The organism is Negadavirga shengliensis (genome assembly GCF_042652345.1).
GTDB lineage: Bacteria > Bacteroidota > Bacteroidia > Cytophagales > Cyclobacteriaceae > Negadavirga > Negadavirga shengliensis.
Genome location: NZ_JBHSJJ010000004.1, coordinates 341,489 through 361,030, shown reverse-complemented (window position 1 = coordinate 361,030; position 19,542 = coordinate 341,489). Strand labels below are relative to the sequence as shown.

Genomic DNA, 19,542 nt, shown 5'->3' with positions numbered 1-19,542 from the left:
CAATAAAACGTATCTCCTAATCCTTTCTAACGGGAAACGGCAATGGGTCAGCTGTCCTCAAAATAATAACCATATCCTATTTTTGTTTTAATGGATCCCTTACCGAAGGGTTTGTCGATTTTGTTGCGGAGAAAGTTGATGTATACTTCTACCGTATTGGTATTGGTGTCGATATATTTACCCCATATCTCCTTGATCAGTTCACGCTTGGTTACCAATTCCCCGTCAGCCATTAACAGACGCAAAAGAATCTGGTATTCCCTGGGGGTAAGAGATATTTCCTTTCCCTGTCTGCTGACTTCTTTTTTTGAAAGCCGAACGGTAATATCTGACACCACCATAAGATCCTGGACAGGTCCCGTCTGGTTTTGGGCTTCCGTCCTCTTCATGAGGGATTTGATTTTAAGGATCAACTCCTTCATATAAAAAGGTTTGGTAAGGTAATCATCCGCTCCACATTCATAACCCTTCACTTTGTCATCCAGCTCATCAAATGCGGTGAGCATAAGGACCGGAGTCACTTGGTTTGATCTCCTGAAATCCCGGCAAACATCATAGCCGTTTTTACCGGGAAGGTTGATGTCCAGAATCACACAGTCATAATTGTTTTTATTCAGCATTTTTTCCGCCAAAAGCCCGTCATACACAGGTTCCACCATGCATCCTTCATCCAGCAGTGCTTCCTTGATATTTCTGTTCAAGACGGGGTCATCCTCTATAAGCAGTATTTTCTTCAATGTTTACCGGTATTCAATTAACTTTCATACAATATTTAAATTTAGTTAAGGATTTCTGCCCGCAATAAGTTTCGGGGGCTTTTTTGGAGAAAAAAACCTTTATTGTCCCCTTTTCTCCCTCCGGCAATCATAAAAAAATGCCCAACAACCTAACCATTATCCCTGCTTTCTTTCCTTCCTTCTGTTTGAAAACTTATATTTGCGGACTCATTGAAAAGAACCTGATCATGACAAATAATTTTATAGACGAACTTAGATGGCGGGGCATGTTGCAAGACATGACACCTGGATTGGAGGCACACCTCAATAAAGGCATTAAAGCCGCTTATCTAGGTTTCGACCCTACTGCGGACTCTCTTCATATAGGCCATCTGGTAGGGGTAATGACGCTGCTGCATTTTCAAAGAGCCGGCCATAAACCCTTTGCCCTGATTGGGGGTGCCACCGGCATGATCGGCGATCCTTCCTTTAAGTCCGCCGAAAGAAACCTTTTGGACAGGGCTACTCTGGAGAAAAACATCAATTGTATCAAAAATCAGCTGGAAAAATTCCTGGATTTTGCTGCAGACTCACCCAATAAAGCCGAACTGGTCAATAATTACGATTGGATGGCGAAGTTTTCCTTCCTTGATTTTATCAGGGATGTGGGCAAGCACATCACTGTCAACTATATGATGGCAAAGGACTCGGTTAAAAGAAGGCTGGAAGAAGGCAGCGGCCTCTCGTTCACAGAGTTTTCTTACCAACTCATACAGGGATACGATTTTTATCACTTATGGAAAAACAGCGACTGTAGCATACAGCTGGGTGGGTCTGACCAATGGGGCAATATCGTAACGGGAACCGAACTGATCCGTAAAATGGCAAATGGAGAAGCCCACGCCCTGACCGTACCCCTGATCACAAAAGCGGATGGCAGCAAATTCGGGAAAACAGAGAGCGGAAGCGTCTGGCTTGACCCCGAAAAAACCTCTCCTTATGCTTTCTACCAGTTTTGGCTTAATGTATCGGACGAAGACGCTTCCAAGTACATCCGTATCTTTACCACACTAGACAGAAACACCATAGAGGAACTGGAAAAATCGCACCAGGACGCTCCCCACCTCAGGGTCCTTCAAAAAGAAATCGCCAAAGAGATCACCATTTTGGTGCACAGTGAGGCTGATTATGAAATAGCCGAAAAGGCCTCTTCTATCCTTTTTGGAAAATCTTCCCTCGAGGACCTCTCCTCTCTGGATGAGAGAACTTTTCTTCAGGTCTTTGATGGTGTACCTGTGATCGAGATGGAACATTCCGATTTTAAGAAGCTTGATAATGTTTTGGACCTCCTTGATTACGATCATAAAATCTTTCCTTCCAAAGGTGAAGCCAGGAAAATGGTTATAGGCGGGGGTGTGGGCATCAACAAAATAAAAATCAGTGATCCACAATCGGCCTTGGACTTCCCTTTGCTACAAAACAGGTACCTCTTGATCCAAAAAGGCAAAAAGAATTATTATATTGTTAGAATAAAATAAAGCAGGGGCTGGAACAATAATCAGCCCCTGTCCCTTCAACCAACCTCTCTTTCGCGTTTGATCAGTATATGGGAGTCTACGAACGACAACAAAAAGAAAAAAAAATACTGGAAGCTGCTGTTAAGCTTTTCGGCGGAAAAGGCTTTCATTACACGAAGGTAGAAGACGTAGCCAAACAAGCGAAAATCAGCAAAGGCCTGGTCTATTTTTATTTTAAAAGTAAGGAAGATCTGTACATGGCTGTTGCCAAAAAAGGCTTTGAAGAACTAAAGGACCTGTTTAATAAGGCCTACAACAAAAACAAAGACAAAAAAGGAATTGAAATTATCGCAGATCTGGTGGAAGCTTTTTTATCATTCACCAAAGATAAAAAGGTATACCATGAGGCCATACTTTATTTTTTGGGGATGTTGGAACCCTATAATGACGAAAGTGAAAGGAAAAACATGAATGGGTTGGTACTGGAAAGCCAATATTTTAAAAAGCTTTTGGACAGCCACCACGACGTGGCCAAAATAGGCATCAAAATAATTTCCCAGGGGATAAAGGATGGGAGTATGCGTCCCGATCTACAGGCAGAAGCTACATTTTATACGCTCTGGAGTATGCTCATCGGCAATTGTTGGCTGCAAGGTACTGTCCACTATGAACCTAAGGACATCAAAATAAGTGCTGAAAGCTGGAAAAACGGGTTCCTGAAATTGTTTTTTGAAATCCTTAAAGGCTCCCAACAAAACGTCAGGTACCAACCTGTGCAGGGGAAATTATTTTAGAAGCCTTCCCTCTATAAGAATAAAATCCGAAAACTAACCCGGTATAACGGGGTGTGAGTAAAGTACCCAAAGTTGAGGCCCTTGGACATTATGGCCAAATGCTACAGCGTTTTCGGTGTGGGTTTTCGCGGGAAGCCGGCCAAATTGGCATAAAAAATCCTTTGTATACCATTTCAGGCATTTTTATTGCACTAAGCTAAAAAGCTGAATTTTTGTTCAACATAAAACATTGACATCATGGATCTTATCATAGGCGCGTTAATCATTGTCGGTATTGCCATTGCCCTGCTTCTTCTATTCAAAAAAATTTTTAACAAAAAGAAAGATAAAGTCAGTGTATCTCAGGAGGTTTCGGCCGAAGAGGTCCTAAAAAAAGAAGTATCGGAATTTGATCCCGCCACCGGCGGTGAGCATACGGACAATCCTGAAAAACATCCACGTGAAGAAAGTGATGAAAACAAAGAAATCAGGTAGTGGAGTGAATTGTTGAGCGGATCGAAATGGAAGGCCTTGGGATTTGATTCCGGGGCCTTTTTCTATATTGTATACTGGAATGCCGCTGTAGGAATATTTTTTAAATTATTTGCCAGGTTGTCGCCGTTATACCGTATAAAAATATAAATTAGTATCAAATTAAATCGCCAACAATTAAACCACATTTAACCATTTTACAAAAGCATGGATTTAAGTTCTTTATTTTCACTTCAAGATAAAGTGGCCATTATCACCGGGGCCAGCAGAGGTATAGGTTTTTCAATTGCGCATTTTTTCGCAGCAGCAGGAGCCAAGGTAGTGATCAACGGCAGGAAAGAGGATTATTTGATGGAAGCGGCCAACAAACTCCGGGACAAAGGTTACGAGGTGGCAGGTGTGGCCTGTAATATAGGATATCAGGAGGAAAGGCAGGTGTTGGTTAAGCAGACCGTTGAAAAATACGGACAAATCGATATTCTGGTTAACAATGCAGCTGCAAGTCCTGTTTTCGGGCCGATACAGGAAACAGATATGGGAGCATTTGATAAAATTTTGGATGTAAATCTGAAAGCGCCCTATGAGTTATCCAAACTGAGTTTTCCGTACCTTCGCCAATCTTCAAACGCTTCCATCATCAATATCAGTTCGATAGGGGCCATCTCACCGGAACGCGGTCTTGGACTGTACAGCGTCAGCAAATCAGCGCTGCTTTCCCTTACCAAAGTGTTCGCCAAAGAATGGGGGGAATACAGCATCCGGGTAAATGCAATCTGCCCGGGACTTATCAAGACCCGGTTCAGCGAAGCCCTGTGGTCCAATGAAAAAATCAAAGAAAAATTTTTATCTGATCTTCCTTTAAAACGGATCGGAGAAGAGGGTGAAATAGGAGCCATGGCCCTCTTTTTGGCCTCCAAAGCTTCCAGCTATACTACAGGAGCTGTATTCACGTCCGATGGCGGTTTTGCGGTTTGATTTCATTTCAAATCAACTTGTTTAGATCCTGGTTTCTTTCTTGCGGCCATCTTCCTCCATTTCCACTTCTACCACTTCTACTTTAACGGCCTGTTTCAATGGGATTACGCTTCCGCCGACCTTTTCCGCAATAAAATAAGTGACCTGTGCGCCAAAGAGAAAAATCACAACAGAATAATATACCCATACCAACACGATGACCAATGAACCCGCAGTACCATAATAAGTGCCGACATCAGCATTTCCCATATAGATCCCGATGAGGTATTTACCCAATGCAAACAAAACCATCGTCACAAAAGCCCCTAACCACACATCTTTCCATTTTACTTTGGCATCGGGAAGAATTTTATACATTAGCCCAAAAATCAAAACCAACAATGCCTGGGTAAAAAAGAAATTGATAACAGAGGCGAAGTACAGCGTGTTTCCCTCAAACAGGTCGGAGAAATAATTGAGCATAATCATGATAAAAGCATCTGCTAAAAGCGAAACCAACAATAAAAAGCCAATAGAAGCTACCATCGAGAAACTCAACAACCTGTTTATGCCAAACTTAATCAATCCTTTTTCCGGCTTGGGTTTGATATGCCAGATATGATTGATGCTGTTTTGAAGACTCACAAAGACGGTGGTAGCGCTGAAAATCAACACGCCTATCCCTATCACTTTGGCAATGGTAGCCCGGGCATCGATGGACACATTCCGCATAATGTCATCCAAAGTTTTGGCGCTGTCCTCCCCTATTAATTCACTTGCCTGAACCAGTAATTCCTCCCTTACGGTGTTTTCGCTATAGAATGCGGCAGCTATATTCATCACAATTATTAAAAAAGCCGGGAGGCTAAAAATGGTATAAAAAGCGGTGGAAGCTGCAAAAGTCATGGAATCACTCCTGCCAAAATCCTTTACACTGTCCATTAATATTTGAAAAACAGTATAATTTTTAAGTTTATTGATTTTCTTCCGTATCATAGTAAAAATGAGATGGGCAAATTCAATATTTACCATTTATCATTCCCAAATATGCCGAAATTCTCAAAAATAAAAAAACGCAATAAAAAATAAGCTAAAACTGACTCCAATACCCCTGAACAATCCTATAAAAAAGTATCAAAATGCACAACCGTAAACCGGGCTTCCTTTAACCGGCATGGGAACAGCAAAAACAGAACCACTGTCGGGAAACTCTTCCAACTGCGCATCTATCATGTTTTCCCTTGCAGTGGTAATCAACAATTGGTTCCCCTCAGACCCGCCAAAAGCACAGGAAGTAACATGGGGTGCGGGAACTTCAATTTTATCCAACAACTTGCCGGAACCAGGATCCCAGCAATAGACACCTGATCCGCCATAATGGGCAATCCACAAATGACCCTTCTCATCCAGACACATACCATCCGGAGATCCCATTCCTTCAGGGATAGTGATGGCTTCTTTAATATATGAAATATCCCCGGTTTTTACCTCATACCCAAAAGCCTGTACACTTTTGGTAGGTGTATCGATATAGTACATGGTCTTATGATCCAATGACCATGCGATACCATTTGAAATGGTTACGGATGCCACTTTTTTAGTGAGGGTAAAATCAGTATCCACACAATATAAAGCCCCGGCATTTTTATCAAATTGGGTACTCATGGTTCCCACCCAAAGTCTTCCTGACGCATCACAAGCACCGTCATTGCACCTGTTTAAAGGTTTTTCCGTTTCAATATCCACCAACCACGTTAAGTTTTCCGTGTCAGGGTCAAACCGCGCCAACCTTGCGTCCAATGCTAAAATGAGTCCGTCTCCTTTTCCTTCCAAAACCAAGCTAAGACGGTGCGGGAAATCCCAAGTTTTGACCTTCTTTTTTGCCCAGTCGTAACGATACAAAGTTCCTTTCTCAATGTCCACCCACAAAAAACTGTTCCATTTAGCATGCCAATATGGTCCTTCGGCCAAAATACATTTTGAAGGATATAATAATGAAGCTTCCATGTATATATGTTTTGGAATGAAAGAAAATTCAAAATAAAAAAAACCAGTGTGAATGCCAAAGCATGCGCCCCGGTCTTCAACTGGGCTTTGGTCTTTGGAATTAATTAATGGGAAGGCCAATACTTAGCCAATTTTCCCCTTAAATAGGCGATACTTCTTTCCAACTGGTCCATACCGTCTACGCCGTCCTCTATGCTGATCCAGCTATCAAAGCCTACGTTTTTCAGTTCTGTAAAAATGGCATCGTAATCATTTAAGCCTTTCCCGATCTCTCCATGACTAAGTATTTTGGCATAGCCTACAGCTCCTCCCTCCTCTTTTCGAAGGTCCTCTATGGTGCCGTATTTTAAATAACGGTCACTGGCATGCATGGTAACCACCCTGGAGGACACTTTTTTTAACAATTCCAAAGGATCTTCTCCCGCTAAAAAGGTATTGCTGGGATCATAGTTCACTCCGAAATTAGGGTGTTCGATACTGTCTACCAGTTTACAGAAAACATCCATCTTTTGGGCAAATTCAGGATATTCCCAAAAATCATCCTTATAGTGGTTTTCAAGAATCAGCGTGATGCCTCTTTCTTCTGCATAAGGAATACAGGCCATAATGGAATCGGCTGCCAATTTTACCCCTTCGTCTATACCTAATTCAGGGCGTTTCTGGCCACTCAGCACGCGGCAATACTTTCCGCCCAGGGCATGGGTCATGTCTATCCAATGCTTTTGTTTCTCAATTTCCTTATTCCGAAAAGCTTGCTCAGGATGTGTAAAATCCGGGGAACAGCACATCATGGGAATCTCTTTACCTGTATCCTCTACCATCTTCCTGAACCTGTCCCAGTTGTTTTTGTCTTCCATTTCAAGGAATCCGGCATACCATTCAAGTCCTTCGATATCCAGGTTACCGGCAAGTCGGATCCACTCCTCCACTTTCATGCTGCCGTCTTTGCAGAGCGCCTGCATAAAAGCTTTGGGAAATGCGGCTAATTTAGGCATATAGTTGTTGTTAAAAATTTTGGAAAATAATCATTATCATCTACTTAATCGTGCTGGTATCTTTAGGCGCGTTTCTGCCTATCATGGGATATTGCTCCAGTTCCATCACCTGGCCACTCACAGGACCGGATTCATCGGAAAGCCAAAATACGGCCGCAGCCGCTATTTCCTTGGGCCAAATGATCCTTCCTGCCGGGGCGTACATGGCAGGTATGCTTTCATACCAAGCATCAGACAGCCCTTGGTCTTTTTTTCGCTGGATTTCGGTTTCCGTCAGTACCCAGCCAGGATTGATCTGGTTGACCTTTACGCCATAATCCCTGAACAGGCTGTCCCCCAGGTTTCTGGTCATGGTCATCAGCCCGCCTTTCGAGATGCTGTAAGCCAACAATTGCGGCTCTCCGCTCCAGGCATTCACAGAACCTATGTTCAAAACACCGCCACCTGTTTTTTCCAGCTCCGGAAGAGCCGCTTTGATCAACAATAAGGGGGCAATGGTATTGATTTCAAGTACCTTTTGTAAAAAAGTCTTATCCGTATCATCAATGCTTGAAGTGACTACCCATGCGGCATTGTTGACCAAGGCATCCAGTTTACCGAAGCGGTTCAGCGCTGTTTTTACAAGTCTCTCCGCACAACCGTCCTGGGTCAGATCCTCTATGTGCAGGGCAGCGTTATCCTCCCCCAACTCCCGAAGCACTTCTTGACCCCATGCTTCTTCAAGACCGTGAACCACAACCTTGGCGCCTTCTTTGACACATCGCTGGGCAATGGCCTTACCGATGCCGGTGGTGCTCCCGGTTATCACAATCACTTTGTCTTTTAGCCTCATCATACCGGTTTTAATACACTTTTTACCACTTCCCCATGATGCATCTTTTCAAAAGCTTCCAACCAGGAAGTAATGGGCCATACCCCTCCGATGATGGGTTTAACATCCAGCATTCCCGAGCCCATCATGCTGATTACTTTCTCCCATATAGGCCAGTTGTGACTGAAGCTACCCTGCAACCTTACATTCTTCTGTACAATGGGATCCAATGTAAAGTTACAAGGCTGAGGTCCCCAGCCTACTTTGGTTATTTGGCCATTTGGCCGCACCAGTGCCATGGCTATCTGCAAGGTGGCGCTGGTTCCGGCGGCATCTACCACGAGGTCTGCGCCCATGCCATCACCTGCTCTTGCCCATTCGTCCGCACTTCCTATCAAACCTTCACAGCCGTATTGTTTTACAAGTTCCAGTCTTCCGCGGTCCGCCTCCAGCCCCAATACAGCCACATGGGCACCGTTCAACCTGGCCATCACCGCACATAAAATCCCAATGGTTCCGGGTCCGATCACAACCACCCTGTCACCGGGTCTGATAGTGGAGTTCATAATTACGGCATTGTATGCCACACAGCAGGGCTCGGTGAGGCACGCCTCTTCAAAAGGCACATGGTCAGGCACATGGTGCAAACAGCGGGCCGGCACCCTTACATAGCGGGTCATGGCGCCGTTAACCCCATAACCAAAACCTTTTCTGGTAGGATCAAGATTATACAGCCCAACCCTGCTCATGGGATTCAGTGGGTCAATAACGGCAGCCGTTTCGCTGACCACCCTGTCTCCTGTCTTCCATCCCTGAACTCCAGGACCAATCTCCGCAATCTTTCCACCGAATTCATGTCCCAATACCACCGGGTAATTAACGGGCCAGCTATGATCCGATGTCCATTGATGGAGATCGCTTCCACATACCCCCACGTTTTCCACCTCCAACAATACCTCGCCCTCCCCAATTTCCGGCTTTTCGATTTCCCTTATTTCTACGGAGCCTTTGGCTTCCGCGTAATTCACTACAGCAGCAGATTTCATGTGTTTATAATTGATTTTTAGCGGTCATGCTTGCGGGCCGTAATGCACTTCAGCATGCAGGCATGGAATCTCGCATGATGATAATCATCCCTCCGTGGGCCGCTTGCGTCATGCTCGATTTCATTATATATTTTGTTGAATTTAAGCGATATTCATTTTATTTTATGATCACATCTCCATGGGCATGTATCGCTTCACAGATCTTTCTCAAAGAAGCTTCCAAATCCCCCTCAGCAGTTTTGAACGCATCGGCGTCAATGGTCAGCGGAGCCCCCAGGACCACCAGTGGGGCCCCATAGACGGGTGTGGATATGGCTTGTTCCAGGCTTAACCCTCCCACAGCCTGCACGGGAATGCTTACCGCTTCCACTATTTCCCGCAATTGGTCGAGGGGACTGGGCATACGTTTTCCCTGTGCGGCAATCCCCCGTCTTTCATCATAGCCAATATGGTGTACAATAAAGTCACAACCCAAATCTTCCAACATTTTCGCTCCTGCCACCATATCGGGACAACCAAGATTATCGCCCATCACTTTTACACCATGGTCCTTCCCAGCCTGCACCACACATTTGATGGTTTCTTCGTGAGCCCTTGCCATCACCACCACATGGGTAGCTCCGGCTTTGGCCATCATTTCAGCCTCCAAATAGCCACCATCCATGGTTTTCAGATCTGCCACTATAGGGGTATGGGGAAATGCCTCTCTTAACTTCCGCACACCGTGCAGTCCCTCTGCCAGAATCAAAGGTGTGCCTGCTTCCAGCCAATCCACGCCTGCGCGCATGGCTAGAGAAGCCGTTTCCAAGGCTTCATCAATGTTGGTAAGATCTAAACTGATTTGGACTATGGGTTTCATATACTACTATTTTGAGATGTTTATAATGCTAAATATTTTCCGCTAAAGAATCACAGAATGTCTGAATAATTTCCTTTGTCTAAAAATTCCATTTTAAAGCACCGGTAGATTCAAGATCACAAAAGGATGGGTTGGATTGTAAATAAAATACTTCCATGGTAAATGTGAAAAGGCTTTGGTTAAATAAAGACTGTATTGTGAATTTTAGCTTAATTTAAATAATTGCTGGCATAAACCATAATTCTTTTGCTCTGATAGCAATACGCTGCTCTAACCGGATGGGCTACTGTATTTCCCGCGAATTTTTTAAGAAAAATCAATGTGATGATTACAATGGCCGAGAGAAGTGGAGTTTTCCTTTAAAAATTCTATATTTGGTCTATGCAACAACATTGGGAATTTAATATCAATGAAACAAAACTTACCGATGAATCTTCTACACCGAAGAAGAATGCCCTCACATCGTTTCTTAAAAATGAACAGAGGGCTTTGGATATATTCCTGAGTTATTATTTGAAATCAGAAGGTGCTATAGCCGAAAATACAGAAATTGGAGATGATCTTGTTTTTATTAAAAACCATCAGGGTAAATTTACTGTCAAGTATGATAAGGTTCATTACAATGCCTGCTTGAATATTCATGAACAAGACAAAGAGAAAATGGAGTTGAATTTCCGGATAGATCCCAAAAATAAAATCCTCCAGCTCACGGGACCTGAATGGCCGGAGCGGGAGCCTGATGATATTTAAACCCCTTGTTTTTTTCAAGATCATTATCAATCCAAGTCATATCTTTCCATGCCATCTTTCGATATTGTCATTATAGGTACGGGGCCGGCCGGCGCCATGGCAGCCTATGAAGCCAGTGCAGCCAACCTTTCCGTTGCTATTTTTGAAAAGGAGACCCTCCCCCGATACAAAACCTGCGGAGGAGGACTCGTCTACCGGGGTAGAAACTTGTTGCCTTTTGATGTGTCCCAGGTTGCGGAGAAGGAGTTTTCGGAAATAGAAGTACACTTTGAGAATTCAGACCGCTGTTTCACTGCAAGCCGAAATGCTCCGGTTATTACCATGGTGATGCGGGATAAGTTTGATGCTTTAATTACCGAAAAAGCGGTTGAAAAAGGTGCAAAATTGATTCAAAAATGTGTTTTGGAGCATATCGGGATGGGATCAAAACTGGAATTGAAGACCACAACGGGCCTTGTGGAAAGCGATTACCTCATTGTTGCCGATGGCGCTTTCAGTCCTACTGCAAGGATGGCTGGATGGAAAGAGAGCCGCCAGCTGATCCCCGCTTTAGAGTATGAGGTTGAGGTGGATACAGGCACCTTTGAAAAGCTCTCGCAAACGGTAAGGTTCGATGTGGATACCGTGCCTTATGGATATGCCTGGTGCTTTCCCAAAAGAGCGCACCTTTCCATTGGTGTGGCCTGTTTCAGGAAATCCAGGATCAATTTAAAAGATTATTATCGGTACTATCTGGAAAAATTAGGGGTCAGGCAAATCATAAAAGAAGAAGCCCATGGGTTTCAAATACCCATTGGCGCCAGGAAAGACGGTTTTGCTAAAAACAGGGTCTTTCTGGCCGGAGATGCCGCCGGCTTTGCAGATCCTTTAACGGCCGAGGGTATTTCCAATGCGTTGTACAGCGGGCAACTGGCAGCAAAATGTATCCATAAACATTTTGCAAATCCAAGTGCTGCCGTTGAAGCTTACCAGACCACATTGAAAAACAACCTCCTGCGCGAATTAAAAACGTCAGGATTATTAAGCCGGACATTTTATGGACAGCCGCATGTCAGAAAGATGTTGATCAATAAATACGGCCAAAAGGGTTGTGAATATCTTACCGATATTTTCATGGGAAACAAAACATTTCCTCATGAAATCGGTCACTGGTTGAGAGAGCGCTTGCTGCCTTTCCCTCTGTAATTTTATCGGCTTATTTGAGGGCGATCCTCACCACATAGCTATCTGCGGTCACATACAGGTTTTTGCCGGCTTTGTCCAAGGCCACATTGGAGGTAAGCTCACCTACTTTCAGCCTGCCCAAAACCTTTGCCTGTTGATCAAAAATCCATACTCCTCCCGGGCCGGTGGCAAAAATCAAGCCGTCCTTCCTGACTTTCAAACCATCCGGAAGCCCTTTATCCGTTTTAAATTCCTCAGTGGCATCGTAGAAAATCCTCCCTTGAGACAGATCGCCATCAGACGAAACGCTGTATGCATACCAAATAGGTTTAGCTGGATCAGAGTTGGCGATGATCAGTGAACCGCCGTCCGGAGAAAACGCCAATCCATTGGGCCTCGAAATGGAATCCAATAAAAGCGTAAGCTCTCCTTCTTTTGAGAACCTATAAACCCCCTGAAAGGGAATTTCTTTGGAGGGATCTTCCATGTTTTTTTCCAAACCGTAAGGTGGATCTGTAAAATACAGATCCCCTCCGGCATCATATGCTGCATCATTAGGGCTATTGAAACGCATGCCCTCAAAATTGTCCACTATGGTTTCGTATTCCGCCTTCGGCGAATTCAGGGGAGCCTTCATTTTGGCCATTCTCCTGTCTCCATGTTGGCATAAAACCAACGCTCCTTCCGGGTCGAGCAGCAAGCCGTTGGATCCCAGTTCTCCTCCCCGGGTACCTTCCCCGGTAAATCCCGCCGGTTCCAGATAAATGGAAACACCCTCTTCTGCCGTCCACGAATGGACCCGGTTATAGGGTATATCGGAAAACAAAAGCTTTTGTTCCTTTTCCAGCCAAAGCGGACCTTCGGTCCACTCGAATCCACTGCCCAAAATTACCGCTTCGGCTTCAGGATCGATGATTTGGTCAAGCCGGGGATCATGCCTTTCAATCTCCAGAGAAAGGGTTTCCTGCTTTTCCCCTTCACTCTTTTTAGGACCACAAGCTGCAATCCAAAGCGCCAAAAGCAGCATTAACGGAAAAAAACCTGCCTTATTCATCGATATTAATCTTCCACGGTGAATTTATAAATACACAGATGTTCGTAGGTTTCTCCGGGATTCAATTCAACCGATGGGAAGTCGGGTTGGTTGGGTGAATCAGGAAAATGCTGGGTTTCAAAACAAATGGCTCCTCTTTTTCCGTAGGTCTTCCCTGCTTTGGATTTACCCTTACCATCCATAAAATTACCGGTATAAACCTGCATACCAGGCTGGTCAGTATAAACCTCCATCTTCCGGCCGTTTTCAGGCACCCAGACGGACCCTGCCCAAATGGTCCCTCCTTCAGCGTCATTGTTCAGAACCCAGTTGTGGTCATATCCACCAGCTATTTTCAATTGATCAAAATCATGGGCTATCCGTTCACCCACAAGAAAAGGTTCTCTAAAATCCATCGGCGTGCCTTCTACAGGTGCTATTTCTCCCAAAGGGATCAGCACCTCATTGACCGGGGTATAGTGATCGGCGTTAAGCTGCATTTTATGATTAAGCACATCACCCTCTCCATGTCCGTTGAGGTTGAAAAAGGAATGGTGCGTTAGGTTCACAATGGTGGGTTTGTCCGTCTCAGCCTCATATTCGATTTTAAATTCATTATCATCTGTCAATGAATAAGTCATATATACCGTTAAGGTTCCCGGAAATCCTCCATGACCGTCCTCAGAAATATATTTCATGGCCAATTTTTGGTCAGTGGCTTCCAGCACTTCCCATACTACATTGTGATATCCGCCGGGCCATCCGTGAAGGTTATTGGGTCCGTTGTTGGCTTCCAACTCGTATTCTTTGCCTTGCAGCGTGAATTTTGCACCGGCAATCCTGTTTCCGTACCTGCCGATGGGGGCTCCGTAGTAGCTGTTGGCGTGGTTGATATAATCATCCAGGTTATCGTAGCCAAGCACAATGTCCTCAAAATTCCCGTTTTTGTCCGGGGTAAACAGCTCCACCACTCGTGCTCCAAAATTGGTGACAGTCATCTCCAAACCGTTGCTGTTAGATAAACGGTACAATTTTACCTCCCCTTCTTCCAGGGTTTTTTCAAATTTTGACGGGTCCATTTGTGTAAGGGGTTTGTCTTTGGATTTTTCATTTCTTTTACCGGATTCACAGGCCACCAGAATTCCGGAAGCCATCAAAGCAATCAGTAAGCTCTTTTTCATTTTAGAGGGATTTTAATGCGATACAATTCTTCATGCAATTTTTTCAAAAATGACGGATCGAACTTTATCACCTTCCTATCGTAGGTCATTAGTCCGTTTACTTCCACCTCAACGTCCGTGGTCTGGGTATAAACAGCAGCAGAAAGTCCTTTATTTACCAGTGGCTTTAAATCCTTGATCAATTGGTCATACCGGTTTTTCAACTCCTCCTTGTCCTTAAAACTTTGATAACCCCAGTTGTCCTTTTCCTGCCAGGTATGCCCTTCGATGGGTAAGCCAAGTCCTCCATACTCTCCCAACACGATGATCTGGTCCTTGCCGTAAATATCCGGGTCGGGCATCACCGGATCCGGGTAGTTGTGCAGGTCCATGATTTGCCCGGAAGTCGTGAAATTACCACCGCTCGCACTGTTCACCAGCCGTGTAGGATCATAATTCATGGTCCATTCCACAATTTCTTGGGTTTTGAACTGTCCCCAGGCCTCGTTAAACGGTACCCACACCACGATGGAAGGAAAATTATAGTTGGCATCGATGATGGCTTTCCATTCCTCCCTGAAGATCGCTTCGGATTCAGGCGTCCTGTCCTTTTCCGTTCCTTTCCCAATAATGCCCGGTCTGGATTCCCAACGGTTGCCCATATCCCCGCTTGGCATGTCCTGCCACACCAGCATGCCCATCCGGTCGCAATGATAGTACCACCTGGCCGGCTCCACTTTTACGTGTTTGCGGATCATGTTGAAACCCATTTCCTTGGTTTTCACAATATCAAAGAGCAGCGCCTCATCCGTGGGGGCCGTATAGAGGCCATCAGGCCACCAACCCTGGTCCAAGGGACCGTACTGGAAAACAAATTCATCATTTAAAAGCATCCGTTGTATCCCCCCCGCATCCGTTTCCATACTGATTTTTCTCCATGCAGTATAGGTTTTCACCTGATCAACTGTCCTTCGGCCTTCCACCAAATCGATTTCCATATCATATAAAAAAGGATCATCCAAAGACCAAACCCTCGGGTTATCCACCTGGAGTACCGCTGTTTCACCCGGGCTCACGGTTTTTTCACTTATTACCCTATTCCCGTCCAACAGCCTTACCTGTACTTTCTGATCAGTTTTTGCTCTTTGGATATCGGTTTCTACGGTAATGCTATTTGCATCTAAATCAGGCGTTGTCTTGATCCCTCCTATGTATTGCTGCGGCACTGCCTCCAGCCACACGGTCTGCCATATTCCTGTAACAGGCGTATACCAAATTCCCCGTGGCTCCCGGACTTGCTTGCCTCTGGGCTGAGGTCCTTCATCGCTGGGATCCCATACCCTGACAGCCAGCTCCTGCTTCCTACCTGACCTAAGTAAGGTGCCGATCTCAAAATGGAAAGGGTCATAGCCACCCCGGTGTACGCCTGCACTTTTGCCATTCACAAAAACCTCGGCTTCCCAGTCTACCGCACCAAAATGCAACAGCACCTCACCCCGACGCATGTTTCTATCCACTTCAAATTCCCGATAATACCAAAGTTCATTATCCGCCCCGACTTCTTTACCAACGCCGGACAGCGCGGATTCCACAGCAAAAGGGACCAATATGTTTCCCTCAAAATGGGCCGGTTGGCTTTCCCCTTTTGGTCGGATGGCATATTCCCACAATCCATTGAGATTTTGCCATCCTTCACGCTCCATCTGAGGTCTTGGGTATTCAGGAAGCGGCTGAGAAGGGTCAATATTTTCTGCCCATTGTGTCATGATGCGGTCTCCCTCCGGCTTCCATTGACTGTCTTGGGCCTGACTGTTAAAACCAAAAAACTGAACGGATATAAAAAACAATACTCCTAAAACCGGTATCGGTTGCAGTCCTTGAATAGTGGATGTTGGTGTTTTAGAGTTTCTATTATAGAAAAGCGTTTTGGCTTGTCTATCAGGTGTGTAAAATTTCATTAAAATAAAGGTTTATTATTAAATAACAGTTGTGTCTGGCTTTTCTGCAAAAATCCCCGGCCAAAATGGCCATGCAGAAAGCGAAAATATCAAAAAATACGGAAAATGGCAGTCTAGATTCCCTGAAAATCCATAATTTAATGAAAAATTGACTCTTTATAGCCATGAATGCAAACCAGGGCGCTGATCCCCACATGAGGTTTTTCCTGATATTTTGGTGTTTAACGCTGTTGTTACAAAACTGTGGGCAGGATAAAGACCTTAAGCATCAGACGGTGCTTCATCCCTATGCAGCCAACGAGGAGGTTGCAAGGTATATGGAAAACTTTGAAGGCCGGGGGGATCTTACCGATCCTACCTCGAAGCCTACTTCACCTGATATGGCGGTGCAGCAATTTAAGGTAGCCGGGGACTTACAATTGGAGTTGGTTTTGTCTGAGCCGGATATCGTTCAGCCCTTACACATTAGTTTTGACCACCGGGGAAGAATGTGGGTGGTACAATATCGTCAATACCCCTATCCAAAAGGATTAAAAATTACCGACATAGACAATCACACCCGGGTAAAGTTTGATAAAATCCCCGACGCTCCTCCCTTGGGAGATAAAGGCGCAGATAGAATAACTGTATTTGAAGACACTGATGGAGACGGTAAATATGACCGTTCTTTTGATGCCATAGAAGGACTCAATATTGCCACCTCGGTAGCGCTGGGCAGAGGAAAAATCTGGGTATTAAATCCCCCTTATTTGTTGGCCTATAAGGACGCCGACGGAGACGGTATTCCTGAAGACAACCCCGAAGTTCACCTTAAAGGTTTTGGATTGGAAGATACCCATTCGGTGGCCAATAGCCTTACTTGGGGTCCTGATGGCTGGCTTTATGGTGTTCAGGGCAGTACCACAACCGCCAAAATTGAAGTTACGGGCAGTTCCCATGTCACTTCATTTTCAGGGCAGGCGATCTGGAGGTATCATCCTGAAAATAAGACATTCGAAATATTTGCCGAGGGGGGCGGCAACAACCCCTTCAACCTCGAGTTTGATAGAAAGGGAAGAATTTATTCAGGATCAAATGGTTATGGCAGAGGACCTTATTATAAACAGGGAGCTTATTATATCAAAAGCTGGGGCAAACACGGCCCTTTGACCAATCCTTATGCTTTCGGCTATCTTCCCAATATGCCTTTGGAGGGGGAAAAGAAACGGTTTACCCATTCGATGATCATCTATGAAGGCAATGGATTTCCCGAAGCCTATCAAGGTAAGATGTTGGCGGCCAACCCACTCCATAATTATCTGCAGTTGACCCGAATGGAAAAACTCGGCTCTTCCTTTCAGAATATAGACGAGTCGATCATCCTGGCCACAGAAGACAAGTGGTTCCGTCCGGTGGACATGAAACTCGGACCGGACGGCGGGATTTACCTCGCAGACTGGTACGACAGCAGGCTGTCCCACGTGGACCCTCGGGATACCTGGCACAAAAGCTCCGGCAGGATCTATAAATTGACCGGAAATGGGCTGAACAACAACCCCGGGCCCTTTGATCTTAGCCAAAATGACACAAAATCGCTTATTGACTACCTAAGCCACCCCAATAAGTGGTTCAGACAGCAGGCATTAAAGCAACTGGGAGACAGGGGGGACAAACAGGCGTTGCCCCTGCTTTTCAAATTGTTTGAAAAAGGCAATGATCAGGAAGCTTTGGAAGCTTTATGGGGCGTCCATCTCAGCGGTGGGTTTACAGACGACTTTGCGGTCAAAGCCCTTGCGCACAGGGATCCCCATGTGCGTATGTGGGCCCTCAGGTTGATTGGGGATTATCAAAAGGTCTCTGCGGACCTATCCATGACATTAAAATCTTTGGCTACAAAGGAAAAATCAGCTGAAGTAAGGAGCCAGCTGGCCGCTACAGCCAAAAGATTGCCGTCGGAAGCAGCATTACCTATTATCAGTAACCTGGCCCAATACCATGATGATGCAGAGGATCCCGATATTCCCATGCAGCTGTGGTGGGCTCTTGAAGCCAAAATCCATGAAAATCCGGAATCCGCACTCGGATTTTTCAAAAATGAAAAACACTGGCACACTCCGGTTGCGGAGAAATTTCTGCTAAACCGGGCGATGCAGCGTTTTGCTATGGAAGGCGGTCAGGAAAACTTAAGATTTTGTCAAAAACTATTGGACTTGGCACCGGGTAAAAAACAGGCCGAAATCCTGGTGGCTGGCCTGTATCAGGGGCTGGGGGGCCAGGATTTGGTTTCCTTACCGGAAACATTGCTTAAAGCCATCCAACCTTACACAGACGATTACAATTCGTTGGCATTGTCTCTTCGGTCAGGAGAAAGAAAAGATGTAAAAAAAGCGTTTTCCATCATTCAGGATGAAAAGGAACCCATAGGCAGAAGGCTGTCGCTTATTCATATATTCGGAGAAATCCACGAACCTGAGGCGGTTGATGTGCTGCTCGGTCTTATCACTGCTTCCGGCGGTTCTCCTGCTATCCAACAGGCTGCCCTCCATGCCCTTACCAACTATCCTGATCCCCAAATAGGGCGGAATTTAGCCAAGACATATCCTTCCATCCGGGCGGATGAATATGTCCGGGAGGCTGCGATAAGGCTTTTTGCCAGTAGAAAAAGCTGGGCGCTATCGTTCCTGGAGGAAATAGATCGCCATAAAATTATCCATAAAGAAGATGTGCCATATGCTCTTGCGAGAAATTTCTATTTACTCGGCGATTCGGAGATCGATCGCCTCACTGGGAAACTGTGGCCACAGACGCTCCCTTTGGATGCGGCGTCCATATCGACGGAAATGAGACGGGTAAAAAACATTGTGCAGTCCGGTTTAGGAGACGTATTTAATGGCAAATCGGTATTCTTCAGCAACTGTGGACAATGTCATCAGATGCACGGGGAAGGGGGCTTATCAGGACCTGATCTCAGTGGTTATGACAGAAGCCAGTTGGACTATTGGTTACTCCATATCATCGATCCCAATGCGGATATCCGGGAGGGGTTCGAATTGGTAAATGCTTTAACGGATGATGGCAGGATCATCACGGGAAAACTGACAGAGACCGAAGGTCAAACCATGCGGGTCGTTCCTCCGTCTGGGGGAAAGCCCACTACCTTGACGAAAGAAAAATTGAATAAAATGGATGTTTCTGATATTTCATTTATGCCTGAACGCCTATTGGAAGGCTTATCCGATCAGGAAATACGGGATTTGTTTTCGTTCTTAATGAATTGAAAAAATTTAACAAAAATTAATCAAACCTATTCCTCTCTATATTGGTTTAA

17 protein-coding genes are annotated in these 19,542 nt (G+C 45.1%); 7 read left to right on the top strand and 10 right to left on the bottom strand.

From position 1 onward, the window contains the following. Positions 1-47: 47 nt before the first annotated feature. Positions 48-737, bottom strand: a complete 690-nt coding sequence (locus tag ACFPFU_RS09195; protein ID WP_377063730.1) for a response regulator transcription factor — start codon at positions 735-737, stop codon at positions 48-50. A 227-nt stretch (positions 738-964) separates the two neighbouring features. Between ACFPFU_RS09195 and tyrS the strand changes: the two genes are divergently transcribed. The 4 genes from tyrS (at position 965) to ACFPFU_RS09175 (ending at position 4,473) form a co-directional block, all read left to right on the top strand. Further along, complete coding sequence (gene tyrS / locus ACFPFU_RS09190) at positions 965-2,254, top strand: tyrosine--tRNA ligase (protein ID WP_377063728.1); 1,290 nt, start codon at positions 965-967, stop codon at positions 2,252-2,254. Positions 2,255-2,322: 68 nt separating this feature from the next. Beyond that, on the top strand, positions 2,323-3,027 hold the full coding sequence (locus ACFPFU_RS09185; protein ID WP_377063726.1) for a TetR/AcrR family transcriptional regulator: 705 nt from the start codon (positions 2,323-2,325) through the stop codon (positions 3,025-3,027). Between the two features lie 237 nt (positions 3,028-3,264). Next, positions 3,265-3,501, top strand: coding sequence for a hypothetical protein (locus ACFPFU_RS09180; protein WP_377063724.1), 237 nt, complete (start codon positions 3,265-3,267; stop codon positions 3,499-3,501). Positions 3,502-3,705: 204 nt separating this feature from the next. Then, positions 3,706-4,473 (top strand): SDR family NAD(P)-dependent oxidoreductase, encoded by a 768-nt coding sequence (locus tag ACFPFU_RS09175; RefSeq protein ID WP_377063722.1) that lies wholly within the window; start codon positions 3,706-3,708, stop codon positions 4,471-4,473. Positions 4,474-4,494: 21 nt separating this feature from the next. Here ACFPFU_RS09175 and ACFPFU_RS09170 read toward each other — a convergent pair whose 3' ends face one another. The 6 genes from ACFPFU_RS09170 to ACFPFU_RS09145 form a co-directional block, all read right to left on the bottom strand. Then, entirely contained in the window at positions 4,495-5,394 is a 900-nt protein-coding gene (locus tag ACFPFU_RS09170) for a YihY/virulence factor BrkB family protein (RefSeq protein ID WP_377063720.1), read from the bottom strand. Positions 5,395-5,586: 192 nt separating this feature from the next. After that, positions 5,587-6,459: an SMP-30/gluconolactonase/LRE family protein gene (locus ACFPFU_RS09165; RefSeq protein WP_377063719.1), complete on the bottom strand. Its 873-nt coding sequence runs from the start codon at positions 6,457-6,459 to the stop codon at positions 5,587-5,589. A gap of 104 nt (positions 6,460-6,563) precedes the next feature. After that, complete coding sequence (locus ACFPFU_RS09160) at positions 6,564-7,454, bottom strand: sugar phosphate isomerase/epimerase family protein (protein ID WP_377063717.1); 891 nt, start codon at positions 7,452-7,454, stop codon at positions 6,564-6,566. A gap of 40 nt (positions 7,455-7,494) precedes the next feature. Beyond that, complete coding sequence (locus ACFPFU_RS09155) at positions 7,495-8,286, bottom strand: SDR family NAD(P)-dependent oxidoreductase (protein ID WP_377064046.1); 792 nt, start codon at positions 8,284-8,286, stop codon at positions 7,495-7,497. Next, positions 8,286-9,311, bottom strand: a complete 1,026-nt coding sequence (locus ACFPFU_RS09150) for a zinc-binding dehydrogenase (RefSeq protein ID WP_377063715.1) — start codon at positions 9,309-9,311, stop codon at positions 8,286-8,288. The genes ACFPFU_RS09155 and ACFPFU_RS09150 overlap by 1 nt, the downstream gene beginning before the upstream one ends. A gap of 157 nt (positions 9,312-9,468) precedes the next feature. Further along, positions 9,469-10,170, bottom strand: coding sequence for an orotidine 5'-phosphate decarboxylase / HUMPS family protein (locus ACFPFU_RS09145; RefSeq protein WP_377063713.1), 702 nt, complete (start codon positions 10,168-10,170; stop codon positions 9,469-9,471). Between the two features lie 381 nt (positions 10,171-10,551). Here ACFPFU_RS09145 and ACFPFU_RS09140 point away from each other — a divergent pair, with 381 nt between their 5' ends. Together ACFPFU_RS09140 and ACFPFU_RS09135 are read left to right on the top strand one after the other, a co-directional pair. Beyond that, positions 10,552-10,920 carry a hypothetical protein gene (locus tag ACFPFU_RS09140; RefSeq protein ID WP_377063711.1) on the top strand — a complete coding sequence of 123 codons (369 nt, stop codon included), beginning with the start codon at positions 10,552-10,554 and terminating at the stop codon, positions 10,918-10,920. Between the two features lie 48 nt (positions 10,921-10,968). Then, the gene (locus tag ACFPFU_RS09135) at positions 10,969-12,105 is read left to right on the top strand and encodes an NAD(P)/FAD-dependent oxidoreductase (RefSeq protein WP_377063709.1); all 1,137 of its coding nucleotides are present in this window, start codon (positions 10,969-10,971) and stop codon (positions 12,103-12,105) included. A gap of 10 nt (positions 12,106-12,115) precedes the next feature. On the opposite strand, the gene ACFPFU_RS09130 is transcribed toward ACFPFU_RS09135, so the two are convergent. Genes ACFPFU_RS09130 through ACFPFU_RS09120 form a run of 3 tightly spaced genes read right to left on the bottom strand, consistent with a single transcriptional unit; the run spans position 12,116 to position 16,235 of the window. Next, positions 12,116-13,138 (bottom strand): SMP-30/gluconolactonase/LRE family protein, encoded by a 1,023-nt coding sequence (locus ACFPFU_RS09130; RefSeq protein ID WP_377063707.1) that lies wholly within the window; start codon positions 13,136-13,138, stop codon positions 12,116-12,118. 5 nt (positions 13,139-13,143) lie between these two features. Further along, positions 13,144-14,298, bottom strand: coding sequence for an aldose epimerase family protein (locus ACFPFU_RS09125; protein ID WP_377063705.1), 1,155 nt, complete (start codon positions 14,296-14,298; stop codon positions 13,144-13,146). Further along, on the bottom strand, positions 14,295-16,235 hold the full coding sequence (locus ACFPFU_RS09120; RefSeq protein ID WP_377063703.1) for a glycoside hydrolase family 2 protein: 1,941 nt from the start codon (positions 16,233-16,235) through the stop codon (positions 14,295-14,297). The genes ACFPFU_RS09125 and ACFPFU_RS09120 overlap by 4 nt, the downstream gene beginning before the upstream one ends. Before the next feature lie 164 nt (positions 16,236-16,399). Between ACFPFU_RS09120 and ACFPFU_RS09115 the strand changes: the two genes are divergently transcribed. Then, entirely contained in the window at positions 16,400-19,492 is a 3,093-nt protein-coding gene (locus ACFPFU_RS09115) for a PVC-type heme-binding CxxCH protein (RefSeq protein WP_377063701.1), read from the top strand. Positions 19,493-19,542: the final 50 nt, after the last annotated feature.